The sequence below is a fragment of the Kitasatospora sp. NPDC001132 genome, from assembly GCF_053598415.1.
Map to the genome: position 1 here is coordinate 190736 of NZ_JBSFKF010000009.1, position 14341 is coordinate 205076.

A 14341-nucleotide genomic window follows, 5' to 3' on the forward strand; every position below is an offset into this window, starting at 1 on the left:
TCCCGCCCGCCGAACCTCAGAAGGTGAAGCGCAGCGAGCGGACCCGATGATCGAAGCTGGACGGGACGATCTGCGGCTCGCCGACCGACCGCACCTCGGGCAGGCGGGTGAAGAGCTCGCGGAACAGCGCCGTCATCTCCTGCCGGGCCAGGTGCGCGCCGAGGCAGTAGTGCGGGCCCCCGCCGCCGAAGCCGAGGTGGGGGTTGGGCGTGCGGGTGACGTCGAAGGCGTCCGGCTCGGGGAACACCTCCTCGTCACGGTTGGCCGAGCCGTAGAACAGCGCGACCTTCTCGCCCGCGCGCAGCAGCGGGCCGCCGGGGCCGCCCAGCTCGTGGTCGACGGCGAGGGTCCGGTTGAACTGGATGATCGGCGTGGCGTGGCGGACGATCTCGTCCACCGCGCCTTCGAGCCGCCCGTCGAGGTCCTCGAGCAGCAGGGCGCGCTGCTCGGGATGGACGGTCAGCAGGTGCAGGCCGTGGGCCAGCGCGTTGCGGGTGGTCTCGACCCCGGCGACCAGCAGCAGGCTGAAGAAGGCGCCCAGCTCCCGACCGGTGAGCCGGCGGCCGTCCACGTCCGCCGTGACCAGCGCGGAGATCAGGTCGTCCTCCGGCCGGCGGCGGCGCCGACGGCCGATCCGGGCGACGATGCCCTGCATCCGGGCGAGCGCCCGCAGCCCGCGCCCGGGCACCCGGAGCCGACGGCGCAGCGGGCGGGCCACACCGATGTCCTCGGAGCTGCGGTTGACCAGGTCGAGGATGACGCGGCGCTGCCGCTCCGGGATGCCCATCATGGTGCAGATCACCTGGAACGGGAGCTCGGCGGCGACCGCGGCCACGAAGTCCTCCGGCCGTTCCCGCTCGATCCGGTCGACCAGCTCGGTGCTGATCCGTCGGACGTCCTCCTCGACCCGGTCGAGCAGCCGCGGGGTGAACGCGCGCGAGACGATCCGGCGCAGCTGGGCGTGACGGGGGTCGTCCAGGTTGACCATCGAGTCGCCGAACAGCAGCCGGACCCAGCGCGCCGGGACCGGGGTGGTCACGCCGGGGCCGCTGAGGAAGACGGCGGGGGTGCGGCTGGCCTCGACCACGTCGGCGTGGCGGACCAGTGCGTGGAAGCCCCGGCCGGTGGCGCGGTCGCCGAAGAACACCGGGGCGGGGCGGCTGCGCAGCTCGGCGAAGGCGGCGGCACGCGCTGGGGCGGGCAGCTGCCAGAAACGGGGGTCGGCGAGGTCGGCGCCCTCGGGCGGGGCGGGGGCCTCCTCCGGGGTCGCGGACGCGGGCGCGGCGGGCGCGGCGGCGGGGGCGGACGTGTCGGCGGGGGCGGACGTGTCGGCGGGGGCAGCCGCGTCGGCGGTTGGCTCGGCCGCGTCGGCAGGATCGGTGGACTCGGCCGCGTCGGCAGGGGCAGCCGCGCCGGCGGGCACGGTGGACTCGGGTGAGTCGGCCTGCTCTGCGGGCTCGGCCGACTTCTTGGCTGCGGCCGGTTCCGCGGCTTCGACCGTCTCCGGGGCGTCGGTCGTCCCGGCGGCCTCGGTCGCCCCGACAGGGCCGGCCGACCCGGCGGCCTCGACAGCTGCGGCCGGTTCGGCGGCCACGGCCCGCTCCCCGCGGTCCGCCGCTTCGACCGGGGCCTTCGCCTGTTCCGGGACCTTCGCCCGCTGCGGGACGGTCGGCTCCGCGGGGGCAGCGGACTCGGCACTGTCGGCAATGGGCGCCGAGGCATCCGTTGTATCCGTCGGGGTCTCCAAGACCGGACCTCCCTGCTTGCTGGACGGCATCGTTCACATACACACCGTGCTGGACTGAGCACATTAAGTGAGCATGGGGATACGTGCTGTCAAACCGCCCCGATGGTCGTACGAGCAGCTGTTCGTTCAGCCTGCCGAACCGACAGGCCGGGCCTGGCCGTGGTCGGGCGCCGTCGCGAACGGGGTCCTGGACGGGTCCTGGACGGGGTCGCGGGGCGGCGGCCGGGCATGGTCTCACGGCATAGAACCAGCCATCACCGGAGGGTGCGGTACGGACCGGGCAGGGCGGGTGCGACGATGAGTGCCATCGTGATGACCGACCGGATCCGCCTGCTGCGCGCCGCGGTCTTCGCCGCGCTGTGCGTGGCGATGGCCGCCACCGCGCACGTCGCCATGGCCGGATCCGGCGTCTCGCCGACGGCCCTGGCCGGCGGCTTCGGGACGGTCCTCGGACTGACCTGGCTGCTCGCCGGGAAGCGGCGCGGGCTCGGGGCGATCAGCCTCTGGATGGTCGTGGCGCAAACCGCGCTGCACCAGCTGTTCGAACAGGCCGGGGCGATCTCCCGAGGAGGCGGCGGTCTGGGCCGGCTCGCCACCACGGACTGGGCCGCGCTCCTGCTCTGCAATCCCGACCGGGCACCCGGCGGGCTCTCCCCGGTCGAACTGGCGCGGATGGCGGGCATCGACCCGGACGTCCCACCGGCCGCCGGCAGCCTGCGGCCGACGGCGGTGCCGCGCCACGGTGCCCCCGGGGCCACGGGCACGGACACGGGCACGGACACGGACCTGCCAGGGATGACCGGGATGGCCGGGATGCCGGGGATGCCGGGGATGCCCGCCGGGCAGCACATGATGCCCGACGGCACGTTCCAAGGCGCCGCGTCGTACGGCCCGGCGCAGGACCTGGTGAGCGCGCCCGCGCACGGACCGGCGCACGACATGGCGCACGGGATGTCCCACGGCATGTCGCCGGGAATGACCGCCGCCCACGTGCTCGCCGCGCTGGCGTGTGCGCTCCTGCTCTGGCGCGGTGACGCGGCGCTGGTCCGGCTCTTCGAGCTGCTCGGCGCGCTCGGCGCCGTGGTCGCGGGGGCTCTGCTGCCCCCGCTGCTGGCGCTCTTCGCGCGCCCCTTCGGCTACCGGGTCCCGGCTCCGCCGCGCCCGGCCGACGACCGGGCCCGGCCACCCCGCTCGGTGCTGCTGACGCATGCCCTGGTCCGGCGCGGGCCGCCGGCGTTCGCCCTCGCCTGCTGACGCGCCCGCCGCTCCGTCTTCCCGCTCCCGGCCGCTTCCGGTCGCCGGGGAACTCTCGCGACGGGCAGGTCGCCCTGCCGTACGGCCGCGCCTCGTGCCGTCGTGCCGCCAGGGTGCGGGCCCGCGTCCGCCGCCGCGCCTCCCCAGGGGGCCCGGCGCGCCGCGCGGCTGCCCATGGACGCCGACGGTGCCGCGCTGCGCGGCGCCGCTCCCCGCCTTCCCCTCGGGACCTTCCCATGCCTGACTTCCACGGCGGACCGGCTGCGGCCGGCGCCACCGTCCCGCCCTTCCCGCTCCCCCGGCCACGCCGGCCGCGCCTACTGCTCGGCGATCTGCGGGTCGTCCGGAGCGCTACCTCCCGGCCGGTCCTCGCCCAGCCGGGCCAGCAGCCGGGCCGACCACTCGGGCGAGGGGCCGTCGCCGGTGCCCGCCCTTACCCGACCACGCAGCCGTTCGGCCCGGTCCAGCCACTCCCGGCAGCCGGCACAGCGCGCGACGTGCTTGTCCAGCCGGATCTCCGGCAGCCCGCCCGGTTCGCCGTCGAGCCGGGCGGACAGAGCCGTACGAAACTGCGCGCATCTCATAGGACCATCGTCCCGCATGGCCGTGGCGCCGGGACCAGCCAGGCGGGGGGCCACCGTGGATGACGAACAGCTCACCGCCCTGGCGCTGACCGCCCGCTCCGGACGGGCGGCGGACGTCGAGGCCTTCGTCCGGGCGACCCAGCGGGACGTCTGGCGCTTCGTCGCCCACCTGACGGACGTGCAGTCCGCCGACGACCTCGCGCAGGAGACCTTCCTGCGCGCGCTGCGCGGCCTGCCCGCGTTCGCGGGGCGGTCCTCGGCCCGTACGTGGCTGCTGTCGATCGCCCGGCGCACGGTGATCGACCGGTATCGGATGGCCGCCGCCCGGCCGCGTTGCGCCGCACTGCCGGACTGGCAGGAGGCGGCGGAGCGACAGATCGGCGTGCCGACGGCCGGGTTCGAGGACGGCATCGCGCTCGGCGACCTGCTCGACCGGGTGCCCGCCCAACGGCGGGAGGCCTTCGTGCTGACGCAGGTGGTCGGCCTGAGCTACGCCGAGGCGGCCGAGGTCGCCGGCTGTCCCGTCGGGACCGTCCGCTCCCGGGTCGCCCGGGCGCGGGAGGAGCTGGTGGCACGCCTGCGCGCCGCCGAGGCCGGGGAGCTCGCGACCGCCTGCTGAGCGGGGACCGACGGAGAACAGATGACAGTAACAGATGACAACTTTCGAAATCTGTTATCTGTCATCTGTTCGCTGAAAGCCGTCGACTGTCGACCCCCGGGAAGAAATCCCCCAAGTGTTCGGAACCGGAGCCCCCGCGCCACCGACTGCTGTACCGGACCCCGCCGCCGAGGCGGTGTCCGCTGCAGCAGCACGGGAGACGGAGGGACTTCGTGACAGCACAACCAACCCCGGCCGCCCCATCCCTGACGGAGCGTCAACCGCCAGCCGACCGCTGGAGCCTGGTCGTAGCCGCCGGCCTGCTGTCGTTCGTCGCGATGCTCGACATGAACGTGGTCAACCTCGCGCTCACCGACATCTCGGCCGGCCTGCACGTCTCCCCCGGGGTCGCCCAGTGGGCCGTCCTCGGGTATCAGCTCCCGCTCGTCGCCCTGCTGTTGCCCGCCGGGCGGTGGCTGGATCAGGTCGGCACCCGCTCGGCCCTGCTGTTCGCCGTCGGCTGCTTCGCCCTGTGCAGCATGCTGGCCGCCTGCGCCCCGTGGGCCGGTTGGCTGATCGCGGCCCGGATGCTCCAAGGCGCCTTCGGAGCCGTGCTCTTCGTCCTGATGCCGGTGCTCGCCGCGACCTCCGTCCGGCCCGAGCTGCGCGGCCGGGCGATGAGCGTGCCCGCGACACTCGGTCCGCTCGGCGCCGTCACCGGGCCGGTGGTCGGCGGTCTGCTGCTGGACCACCTGGGCTGGCGGGCGATCTTCCTGGTGAAGCTGCCGGTCTGCCTGGCCGCCGTCCTGGTCGTGTGGCGTCGCGCCCCGCGTCGCGGCGGGCTGCGGCCGCCCGACCGGTCCTCGCTCGGCGACGCCGGGCTGATCGGCGCCGCCGTGGCCGCCGTCCTGCTCGGGCTCACCCTGGCCCCACAGGCACCGGGGTGGCTGCTGCTCGCCCTGCCCGCCGTGCCGCTGGTGCTGCTCTGGCTGCGCCGCCCCGGCGGGCGGCCGGTGGCCGAGGTGCTGCGGGCCGCCGGGACCGCCGGGGCCAACGCCTCGGTGCTGGCGCTCGCCGCCGGCTTCGCGGCCTGCCACTACCTGCTCGCCCAGCACCTGCGCGGCCCCCGGGGCGAGAGCGCCACCGCCACCGCGCTCACCATGCTGGCGTTCCCGCTCGGCATGGTGCTGGCCGGCCGGGTCGGCGGCCGGCTGGCCGACCGCTGGGGCGCCCGCCCGACCGCGCTCACCGGCGCCGCCGTCACGGCCCTCGGCCTGGCCCTGCTCGTCCCGCTGGACGCCGGTTGGTCCGCCGCCGAGATAGCAGCGCGACTCGCGCTCGCCGGTGCCGGGATGGGCCTCAACGGCGGCCCCACCCAGGCCCTGGTGATGTCCGCCTCCCCGCCCGGAAAGCTCGCCACCGCCGGCTCCGCCGTCCAGCTCGCCCGCAGCCTCGGCTTCGCCCTCGGCCCGGCCCTCGCCACCGCCGCCGCCCTGGCCGGCGGCCGTACCGTCACCGGGACCCGCGCCGGGATCGCGCTGGCCGCACTCGTCGCGGCCACCGCCGTCGCCCTGCTCGCGCTGCACCGCCGCCCCACGCCCTGACCGCCCCACGCCACACCACCCCGACCCGCACCGCGACACAGCTCCCCGAACCCCCGCACCACCCCCGACCCGCACCACACCGCACCGAAGGATCCCCGATGACCGAAACGATCCCCGGCCCGGCCTCCACCGACGACGACGTCCCGGGCTGCCCGTACGGGTACGACCGGCTCCCCTCCCCCGTCCCGCTGTACGGCCCGGCGTACAAGCGCGACCCGTACCCCCTCTACCAGCGGATGCGCGAGGCCGGGCCGGTGCACCGGGTGGAGTTCCCGAGCGGCATCCACGCCTGGCTGGTCACCGGCTACCGGGCCGCCCACGCGGCCCTCAACGACCCCCGCCTCGGCAAGAACCACGCACTGGGCAACGACAACTGGCGCCGACTCGCGTCGATCATGCCCGAGCCGCAGCACTCCCAGCTCCAGGTCCACCTGCTCCACCAGGACCCGCCCAAGCACACCTCGATGCGCCGGCTCGTGCTGGACGCCTTCGCCCCGCGCCGGGTGGAGTCGCTGCGCCCCCGGTTCCGGGAGCTGGCCGACGCGCTGGTGGACGAGCTGCCGGAGTCCGGCGGCGCGGACCTGGTGGCCGGCTTCGCGGCCCACTACCCCTTCCGGGTGCTCGCCGAAGTCATCGGACTGCCAACCGAGTTGGCGGAGCGCTTCGACCGGGACTGGGGCAAGGTGGTCGCGCCGGTCGGCCCGCAGGACCCCGGCCGTCCGGCGTACGAGGCGCGGCTGCGCGGCCTCCAGACGTACATCGCCGACGTCGTCGCCCGCAAGCGCGCCGACTGCCGGGAGCCCGGCTGGGCGGCGCAGGAGGACCTGCTGGGCCGGCTCGTCGCCGCCCATGACGCGGGCGAGTTGAGCCGCGCCGAGCTCGACTCCATGGTGTTCCAGCTGCTCGTCGCCGGGCAGGAGCCGGTGACCAACCAGATCACCACCATGCTGGTCACCCTGCTGCGCCACCCCGAGCAGCTCGCCCGGCTGCGCGAGGGCGTCGACGAGCCCGGCCGACTCGCCCGGGCGGTGGAGGAACTGCTGCGCCACGACGCCGCGTTCGAGCTCACCACCTGGCGGTTCTTCGCCGAGGACAGCGACCTGTTCGGCACCGCCGTCCCGGCGGGCGACTCGGTGATCGTCTCGCTCTGCGCCGCCAACCGCGACGAGGCACAGTTCCCCGGGCCCGACCGCCTCGACCTCGACCGCACGCCCAACGCCCACCTGGCCTTCGGCCACGGCATCCACTTCTGCCCGGGCGCCGCGCTGGCCCGGGCAGAACTCCAGATCGCCCTCGCCACCCTGCTCACCCGACTGCCCGGCCTGCGCCCGGCCGAGGCGCCCGGCGACGGTCTGGCGGACCTGACCTGGGTCCCCGCCGTCCTGGCGCGCGGCGTGAGCCGGCTGCCGGTCGCCTACGACCACCGCCGCTGACCCCGGACGCGTCCCGCCACCCGGCTCCACCCGCCCGGAGCCGCGCCCCGCACCCCGCACCCCGCACGACCTTCCCTGGAGGACCCGCCATGCCGCCCGTCGGCACCGCCCCTGCCGTCATCACCCCCCACGCGCCCGACGCCCCCGACGCCCCCGACGGCCCCGGAACCCGCGCCGGCGCCACCGCCCTCGCCGCCCGCGTCCTCGGCCTGCTACTGCCACACCGTCGCGCCTCGGACCCGGAGTTCGACGCCGGCCCGGAGCACTTCCCGCTCCAGCTGGCGCAGTTGGCGGACTTCATCACCGCCGGCGAGCCGATCGTCCTCACCCTGCCCGGCTTCCCCTGCAAGTCGCCGAACCCGGCGAAGGTGCTCGGCCACCTGCCGGACGAGGGCGAACGGCTGTCGCTGACCTTCCTCGACGGGCTCTGCGCCGAGATCGGCCGCCTGCACGCGCCCGGCGCCCGCATCCTGATCTGCTCGGACGGCCACATCTTCGGCGATCTGATCAACGTCCCGGACGATCACATAGACGCCTACTCGGACGCCCTGACCGCGATGATCGCCCACGAGGGCCTCTCCCACCTCGACATCTTCGACCTGCGGGCCGTCCTCGGCGACCTCCCGTACGACGAGAAACGCGCCCGGGTGCACGCCCAGTACGCGCCGAGCGTCGAGGAGTTGCGCGAGCAGGTGCTGACCGAGGAGGAGACCCTGCGGCTCTACCGGGGCATCACCCGCTTCCTCACCGAGGACACCATCGGCTTCACCGGCACCCGTTCCGCCCTCCAGCGGGAGTGCCGCCGCCGCGCCTACGGGGTGATCCAACGCAGCCGTGCCTGGGGCGAGTTGATCGCCGAGCACCACCCGCGCGCCGTCCGGCTCTCCATCCACCCGCAGCCGGCCGGGGCGTCCAAGTTCGGCATCCGACTGCTGGCGTCCGCCGATGCCTGGACCACGCCCTGGCACTCGGCGGTGCTCCACCGCACCGGCGGCGAGCGGGAGTTGCTGCGCAACGACGAGGCCGCCAGACTCGGCCGGCTGGTGCTGCGGGACGGCAGGCCGAGCCACTACGAGGGCTGCTGAGGCACGCCTCGCCGGCCCGCGCGGGCCGGGTGGTACCGGGGGCGGCCGGCCCCTGCGCTACCCGGCCCTGCCGTCGACCCCGCAGCGCGTGGGAGCGATGGCCGGGTCCGCCGCCGGGGCACGGTGGTCGAAGGCGATCAACGGGTCGCCGGTGAGCGGGTGTTCCACCACCGCCGCCCGTACCCCGAAGACCTCGGCCAGCAGCCCGGCGGTCAGCACCTCGCGCGGCGCCCCGGAGGCCACCAGGGCGCCGCGGTGCAGGACGTGCAGCCGGTCGCAGACCGAGGCGGCGGCGTTGAGGTCGTGCAGGGCCACCAGGGTCGTGCGGCGCTGCTCCCGGAGCAGCGCCAGCAGTTCGACCTGGTGCCGGACGTCCAGGTGGTTGGTCGGCTCGTCCAGCACCAGGACGTCCGGCTGCTGCGCGAGCGCCCGGGCGAGCAGCACCCGTTGCCTCTCGCCGCCGGACAGTTGGGCGAAGCGGCGGTCGCCGGCCTCGGCCATGCCGACCCGGTCGAGCGCCTCGGCGGTGATCCGGTGGTCCTCGGCGCCGTCCGCCGCGAAGGCCCGCTTGTAGGGCGTGCGGCCCATCGCGACCACCTCGCGGACGCTCAACTCGAAGTCCTCGCCGCGCTCCTGGGGCAGCGCCCCGATGTGCCGGGCGGACTGCGCGGGCCGCAGCTCCGCCAGGTCCCGCCCGGCCAGCAGCACTCGGCCCGCGCTGGGCCGCAGGTGCCGGTAGACGGTGCGCAGCAGGCTGGACTTGCCGCTGCCGTTGGGCCCGACCAGTCCGGCGATCTCTCCCTCCTCGGCGATCAGGTTGGCCCCGGCCAGCACCGTCCGGCCGGCCAGGGCGACGCTCAGGTCCTCGACGGCGATCCTCAACTGCGCTCCAGTCGTCGGTCCAGCAGGTAGAGCAGGGTGGGGGCGCCGAGGACGGCGGTGACCACGCCGATCGGCAGTTCCTGGCCGTCCAGGGCGGTGCGGGCCACGGTGTCGACGACGACCAGCAGCAGCGCCCCGGTCAGCGCGGACAGCGGGAGCAGCCGCCGGTGGTCGCCGCCGAGCAGCAGTCGGCACACGTGCGGCACCATCAGTCCGACGAAGCCGATCGCCCCGGAGACCGCGACCAGCACCCCGGTGAGCACGCTGGTGACGACGAAGACCTCGCGGCGCAGCCGGGTGACGTCCACGCCGAGCCCGGCGGCCGTCTCGTCGCCCATCAGCATCGCGTTGAGCCCCCGGGCGCGGGCCTGGAGCAGCGCCAGTCCCACCGCCACAGCGACGGCGGGGAGGGCGAGTTGGGCCCAGACGGCGCCGCCGAGGCTGCCCATCAGCCAGAACAGCACACCTCTGGTCTGCTGCTCGTCGCGGGTCTGCAGGACGAGGTAGCTGGTGATGCCGCCGAGGAACTGGGCGATGCCGATGCCCGCGAGGACCAGGCGCAACGGGGAGAAGCCGCCACCGCGGCGGGCCATCAGCCAGACCAGTGAGAACGCGGCGAGCGCGCCGGCGAACGCCGCCAGGGAGACGGTGAGGCCGAGCGCGCTGCCGAAGGAGAGCTGGAGACCGAGGGTGGTGCCGAGGACGATGGCGGCGACCGCGCCGAGCGAGGCGCCGGAGGAGATGCCGAGCAGGTAGGGGTCGGCGAGCGGGTTGCGGACCAGGGCCTGTACGGCGGTGCCGACCAGGCCGAGTCCGGCGCCGACCACGGCGGCCAACAGGGCGCGTGGGACGCGCAGTTGCCAGACGATGAGGTCGCGGGTGCCGGGTTCGGGGGCCCGGCCGGCGAGTCGGCGGGCGACCACCGACCAGACCTCGCCGGGCGGGACGTCCACCGAGCCGAGTGAGACGGCGGCGGTCAGCGCGAGCACCAGGGCGGCGGTGAGGGCGGCGGCCAGCGGCCCGGCCCGCAGGGTGCGGGCCGGGCGGGCGTCGCCGCGCTCATTCCGGGAGGTGGCCGAAGTCACCGGCTACTGCCCGTTCTTGGCGAGGTCGGGGCTCTTGACCAGGTCCGGGTGGATGGTGGCGGCGATCTGCCGGACGGCGTCGGCGTTGCGGACCCCCGCGATGGTGGTCACCTCGGAGCCGAGCCGGACGAAGTGCCCCTCCTGGACGGCCTTCAGGCCCTGGGTCGCGGGAAAGTCCTTCAGGAAGGCCTCGGCCTCGTCGAAGGCCTTGCGGGTGGCCTCCTCGCTGCCCCGGTTGCGCACGGCCAGCTGGATCCAGTCCGGGTTCTTGGCGACCACGTCCTCCCAGGAGCCGGGCTTGAAGTCGGCGTCGCAGTCGGCGAACACGTTGCGCGCCCCGGCCTGGCTGATTACGGCGTTGGCGACCTGTCGGCCGCAGACCGCCACCGGCTGCTTGGTGCCGGCGTCGAAGTCGAAGACGAAGTAGCTCGGCCGCTGTGCCTCCGGCACGGCGGCGAGCGCGGTGCGGACCTCGCCGAGTTGCTTCTCCATCCCGGCGACCAGTTCCTCCGCGCGCGCCGCGGTTCCGGTGACGGCGCCGAGCCGGCGGACGTCCTCCTCGATCCCGGCGAGGTCGATGCGCGGCGCCTTGGCGGCCTTCGGTGTCCCGGCGCAGGCGGTGGAGAGCAGGTAGACGTGCTGGATGCCGGCCGCCGCGTACTCCTCCTCGCTCGGCCCGGTGGCGCCGCCGCCCATCATCGGCATCGCGCCGAAGGTGTCCACGTAGAGGTCGGCTCCGGAGCCGAGCAGCTTCTCCTTGGCTATGCCCTTGTCCCCGAGCGCCGGCACCTTGGCGCCCTGCTCGGCGAGGTCGGCGGGCAGGGTGCCCTTGCCGGGCGGGAAGCCGGTGCCGATCACCCGCTCCCCCGCGCCGAGTCGGAGCAGCAGCTCCAGGCTGGAGGCGTTGCTGGTGACGATCCTGGCGGGCGCCTTGGCGATGGTGGTCTCCTTGCCCGCGCAGTCGGCGACCTTGACGGGGAATCCACCACCGGGGGCGGGCTGGACGGTGACGGAGGCGCTCTGCCCGCCCCCGGTCCCGCTTCCGCAGGCCGTGGCGAACAGGGCGACGGCGGCCGCGATTCCGCAGACGACGCGAGGGCGCATGACAACTCTCTCCTGGTCGGTGATCGCGCTCGGCGATCGTGTTCGGTGCTTGGTGCTTGCGTTCGGTGCTCGGTGCTCGGCGTTGGCACTCGGCGCTCGTGCGTGCCGAGGGCCCGTGCTGCGGACCCGGACCAGGTAGTCGGACGGCCCGGGCGGCCGGTTCCCCGCGATTCGCGACCGGTCGCCGGCGGCGCGCCCCCTCGCCGGGAAGCCGGACGTAGGCTGGCCGGATGGCCGCCCCCACCGCCCCGCGCGACGACCTCGACCTTCCCGTCCGGCTCGGGCCGCGCCCGCCCCGCCGGGTGGTCTCGCTGGTGCCCTCACTGACCGAGGCGGTCGCCGCCACCGCGCCCGGGCTGCTGGTCGGCGCCACGAACTGGTGCAGCCACCCCGCCGACCTGTCCGTCACCCGGATCGGCGGCACCAAGAACCCGGACGTCCCGCGCGTCCTCGCGCTCGCACCCGACCTCGTCCTCGCGAACGACGAGGAGAACCGGCGCCCCGACCTGGACGCGCTGCGGGCGGCCGGCGTCCCGGTCTGGGTCACCGACATCCGCACCCTGGACGACGCCTTCCGCTCCCTGGACCGGCTGTTGACCACCGCCTGCGGGCTGCCCCGCCCGGCCTGGCTGGACGAGGCGGAGGCGGCCTGGGCCCCCGTCTGCAGCGGCGGCACTCCTCCGGACGTCGACGGCCCGCGGACCGTCGTGCCGATCTGGCGCCGACCGTGGATGGTCCTCGGGAGCGACACCTTCGCCGGGGACCTGCTGCGCCGGCTGGGCCTGCGGCTCGTCCACGCCGACCACCCCGAGCGCTACCCCGCCGTCCCGCTTCCCGAACTGATCGCCTGTCGGCCGGAATTGGTGGTCCTACCGGACGAGCCGTACCGGTTCACGGCCGAGGACGGCCCGGAGGCATTCCCGGAGACACCGGCGGCGCTGGTCAGCGGACGGCACCTGACCTGGTACGGGCCGTCGCTGGTGACGGCCCCGGCCGTGCTTCGGCGGGCCCTCGACCACCCGCTCGGTCCTGGTGGCAGGGGCACCTCGTAGGATGACCGCCACTCACCGGCGGCCGCCGGTGACCAGTGGGGGGACCACACATGAGAGTGAGCACGACCGGGCGGGCCCTGGGCCTGATGTCCGCCGCCGCCGTCTCGGCCGCCGTCCTGGCCGGCTGCGGCACCGAGCACGCCGACAGTCACCGGGACGCGTCGTCCGGCGGCACCCCGGTGGCCGCGAGCGCCTCGCCCGTCGCGACACCGAGCGAGAGCCCGTCCGCGAGCACCGCGCCGAGCCCGACCGCACCGGCGAGCACGAGCCCCGCCGCCACCCAGGGCCTGGCCACCGGACAGAGCACCGGCCCGGGCACCTTCGGAAAGCCCTCCCCGAGCACACAGCCGGGCAGCACCGCCAAGGCCGGAGCCGGCAGCCTGCCCGCCGGGGTGACGACCCAGCCGCCCGTCGCCAAGCCCGTCGTCGCGGCGCCGGTGCCGAGCGCCAAGCCCGGCCCGGTCGCGCCTCCACCGCCGGCGCCCTCGACCCCGCACGTGCCCCCGGCGCAGAGCGGCTGCGCGCCCGGCAAGCCCCGGCCGGACGAGGCCAAGGAGGCCGTCGGCGCGGCGCTCGGGGCGGCGGCCGACCAGACCCGGACGCTCAGGCTCGGCAGCGGCGGCACCGACCAGCTCCCGCCGCTGCCCTCAACCTCGTCAGGGCGATCGCCTGGCAGGAGAGCGGCTGGCAGTCCGGCATCGTCGCCTGCGACGGCGGAATCGGCACCATGCAGGTCATGCCGAACACCGTCAGCTGGATGAACGGCAAGTTCGGCACCACCTCCGACCCCGCCACCCTCGCCGGGAACGTCCAGCTCGGCACCCAGCTGCTCGACTGGCTCGTCGCCTACTACGGCGACTCCTCGTTCGGCGGCAAGTACGACCTCTCCCCCGACCCGGTCACCGGCAAGACGCCGCTGCTCGACCTGGTCGTCTCCGCGTACAACGCGGGCGCGGGCAACGTGCACTACAGCGTCGTCATCGACCCGGCCACCGGCGAGGCCGTCGGCAGCCTGGCCATCCCCAACCCGGCGTACGTCGCCAACGTGAAGGCGCTGATGTCCAGCCAGCCGTGGAACAAGGCCGGCTGACGGAGGGCACCGTTTCACCCCCGGAACACGACGGGGCCCGGGACGCGTGCTCGCGTCCCGGGCCCCGGCCCTGCGGCCGTACGTCGTCAGCCGCGCGCGGCGGCGACGGCGGCGCCCAGCGCCTCCTTGATCCGGGGGCCGAGGCGGGCGAAGCCCAGCTCCTTCATGGCCGCCCGCAGCAGCTCCTCGTCGCTCCGCTCGACACCGTCACCGTCCACCCACCGCACGACGGCGAGCAGTTCCTCGGCGGAGTAGGCGGTCACGGGGCGACCGGGCGTGAAGTCCGGCTTCGCGGGACGGGCGTCGGCCTCCGGCTCGGCGACCGGAGCCTCGGCGACGACGGGCTCGGCCTCGATGACCGGCTCCTCTGCCTCGACGACCGGCTCCGCCACCTCGACGGCAACAGCCTCGGTCTCGGCGACGGGCTCCTCGACAACGGTCTCGGACTCGGACTCGACGACCGGCTCAACCTCAGCCTCAGCAGCTTCGACAACCGCATCGGCACCCTCGACCTCGGCCGACTCCTCGGCGGCAGGCTCCGCCGCTACGACCTCAGGCTCGGTCTCGGACTCGGTCTCGATCTCGGCCGCCGGCGCGACCTCAGCAGCGGCCTCCTCGACCTCAACGGCCGGTTCCTCGACCGCAGGCTCCGCCACGACGACCTCGGCGACTACCTCAGCGGCCTCGGCGGCAGGCTCCGCCGCTACGGCCTCAGGCTCGGTCTCGGACTCGGACTCGGACTCGACGACCGGCTCAACCTCAGCCTCAGCAGCTTCGACAACCGCATCGGCACCCTCGACCTCGGCCGACTCCTCGGCGGCAG

The 14341-nt window shown here is 75.1% G+C and carries 14 protein-coding genes; 7 read left to right on the forward strand and 7 right to left on the reverse strand.

Annotation, left to right across the window (positions count from 1 at the left end; translation table 11 throughout):
* Nucleotides 1–16: 16 nt before the first annotated feature.
* Nucleotides 17–1204: a cytochrome P450 gene (locus ACWDBE_RS15405; RefSeq protein ID WP_449788698.1), complete on the reverse strand. Its 1188-nt coding sequence runs from the start codon at nt 1202–1204 to the stop codon at nt 17–19.
* Between the two features lie 840 nt (nt 1205–2044).
* On the opposite strand from ACWDBE_RS15405, the gene ACWDBE_RS15410 reads away from it, so the two are divergent.
* On the forward strand, nt 2045–3001 hold the full coding sequence (locus ACWDBE_RS15410; RefSeq protein ID WP_449808245.1) for a hypothetical protein: 957 nt from the start codon (nt 2045–2047) through the stop codon (nt 2999–3001).
* 317 nt (nt 3002–3318) lie between these two features.
* Here ACWDBE_RS15410 and ACWDBE_RS15415 read toward each other — a convergent pair whose 3' ends face one another.
* The gene (locus ACWDBE_RS15415; protein ID WP_449788550.1) at nt 3319–3585 is read right to left on the reverse strand and encodes a zf-HC2 domain-containing protein; all 267 of its coding nucleotides are present in this window, start codon (nt 3583–3585) and stop codon (nt 3319–3321) included.
* Nucleotides 3586–3601: 16 nt separating this feature from the next.
* Here ACWDBE_RS15415 and ACWDBE_RS15420 point away from each other — a divergent pair, with 16 nt between their 5' ends.
* The 4 genes from ACWDBE_RS15420 to ACWDBE_RS15435 all read left to right on the forward strand — a co-directional run bounded on the left by ACWDBE_RS15420 (nt 3602) and on the right by ACWDBE_RS15435 (nt 8305).
* Nucleotides 3602–4204, forward strand: coding sequence for a sigma-70 family RNA polymerase sigma factor (locus ACWDBE_RS15420; protein ID WP_402400335.1), 603 nt, complete (start codon nt 3602–3604; stop codon nt 4202–4204).
* Between the two features lie 212 nt (nt 4205–4416).
* Nucleotides 4417–5787 carry an MFS transporter gene (locus ACWDBE_RS15425; RefSeq protein WP_449808246.1) on the forward strand — a complete coding sequence of 457 codons (1371 nt, stop codon included), beginning with the start codon at nt 4417–4419 and terminating at the stop codon, nt 5785–5787.
* Nucleotides 5788–5885: 98 nt separating this feature from the next.
* Nucleotides 5886–7220: a cytochrome P450 family protein gene (locus tag ACWDBE_RS15430; RefSeq protein WP_449808247.1), complete on the forward strand. Its 1335-nt coding sequence runs from the start codon at nt 5886–5888 to the stop codon at nt 7218–7220.
* Between the two features lie 89 nt (nt 7221–7309).
* The gene (locus ACWDBE_RS15435; protein ID WP_449808248.1) at nt 7310–8305 is read left to right on the forward strand and encodes an L-tyrosine/L-tryptophan isonitrile synthase family protein; all 996 of its coding nucleotides are present in this window, start codon (nt 7310–7312) and stop codon (nt 8303–8305) included.
* Between the two features lie 57 nt (nt 8306–8362).
* Here ACWDBE_RS15435 and ACWDBE_RS15440 read toward each other — a convergent pair whose 3' ends face one another.
* Genes ACWDBE_RS15440 through ACWDBE_RS15450 form a run of 3 tightly spaced genes read right to left on the reverse strand, consistent with a single transcriptional unit; the run spans nt 8363 to nt 11376 of the window.
* A complete protein-coding gene (locus ACWDBE_RS15440) occupies nt 8363–9187 on the reverse strand; it encodes an ABC transporter ATP-binding protein (protein ID WP_449808249.1) in 825 nt (274 codons plus the stop codon).
* Nucleotides 9184–10272, reverse strand: coding sequence for a FecCD family ABC transporter permease (locus tag ACWDBE_RS15445; protein ID WP_449808250.1), 1089 nt, complete (start codon nt 10270–10272; stop codon nt 9184–9186). Before ACWDBE_RS15445 ends, ACWDBE_RS15440 begins: the two co-directional genes overlap by 4 nt.
* Before the next feature lie 3 nt (nt 10273–10275).
* Nucleotides 10276–11376 (reverse strand): ABC transporter substrate-binding protein, encoded by a 1101-nt coding sequence (locus ACWDBE_RS15450; protein WP_449808251.1) that lies wholly within the window; start codon nt 11374–11376, stop codon nt 10276–10278.
* 230 nt (nt 11377–11606) lie between these two features.
* On the opposite strand from ACWDBE_RS15450, the gene ACWDBE_RS15455 reads away from it, so the two are divergent.
* Nucleotides 11607–12428 carry a helical backbone metal receptor gene (locus ACWDBE_RS15455; protein WP_449808252.1) on the forward strand — a complete coding sequence of 274 codons (822 nt, stop codon included), beginning with the start codon at nt 11607–11609 and terminating at the stop codon, nt 12426–12428.
* Nucleotides 12429–12576: 148 nt separating this feature from the next.
* On the opposite strand, the gene ACWDBE_RS15460 is transcribed toward ACWDBE_RS15455, so the two are convergent.
* Nucleotides 12577–13053, reverse strand: coding sequence for a hypothetical protein (locus ACWDBE_RS15460; protein WP_449808307.1), 477 nt, complete (start codon nt 13051–13053; stop codon nt 12577–12579).
* Between ACWDBE_RS15460 and ACWDBE_RS15465 the strand changes: the two genes are divergently transcribed.
* A complete protein-coding gene (locus tag ACWDBE_RS15465; protein WP_449808301.1) occupies nt 12946–13518 on the forward strand; it encodes a transglycosylase SLT domain-containing protein in 573 nt (190 codons plus the stop codon). The two genes, ACWDBE_RS15460 and ACWDBE_RS15465, sit on opposite strands and share 108 nt — an antisense overlap.
* A gap of 86 nt (nt 13519–13604) precedes the next feature.
* Here ACWDBE_RS15465 and ACWDBE_RS15470 read toward each other — a convergent pair.
* Nucleotides 13605–14341: hypothetical protein (locus ACWDBE_RS15470; protein ID WP_449808253.1), on the reverse strand; the 737-nt coding region annotated here is incomplete at its 5' end.

Coding starts and splice junctions, on each gene's coding strand:
- ACWDBE_RS15410 (WP_449808245.1), top strand. CDS start 2,045: ATGAGTGCCATCGTGATGACCGACCGGATCCGCCTGCTGCGCGCCGCG.
- ACWDBE_RS15415 (WP_449788550.1), bottom strand. CDS start 3,585: ATGAGATGCGCGCAGTTTCGTACGGCTCTGTCCGCCCGGCTCGACGGC.
- ACWDBE_RS15420 (WP_402400335.1), top strand. CDS start 3,602: ATGGCCGTGGCGCCGGGACCAGCCAGGCGGGGGGCCACCGTGGATGAC.
- ACWDBE_RS15430 (WP_449808247.1), top strand. CDS start 5,886: ATGACCGAAACGATCCCCGGCCCGGCCTCCACCGACGACGACGTCCCG.
- ACWDBE_RS15435 (WP_449808248.1), top strand. CDS start 7,310: ATGCCGCCCGTCGGCACCGCCCCTGCCGTCATCACCCCCCACGCGCCC.
- ACWDBE_RS15450 (WP_449808251.1), bottom strand. CDS start 11,376: ATGCGCCCTCGCGTCGTCTGCGGAATCGCGGCCGCCGTCGCCCTGTTC.
- ACWDBE_RS15455 (WP_449808252.1), top strand. CDS start 11,607: ATGGCCGCCCCCACCGCCCCGCGCGACGACCTCGACCTTCCCGTCCGG.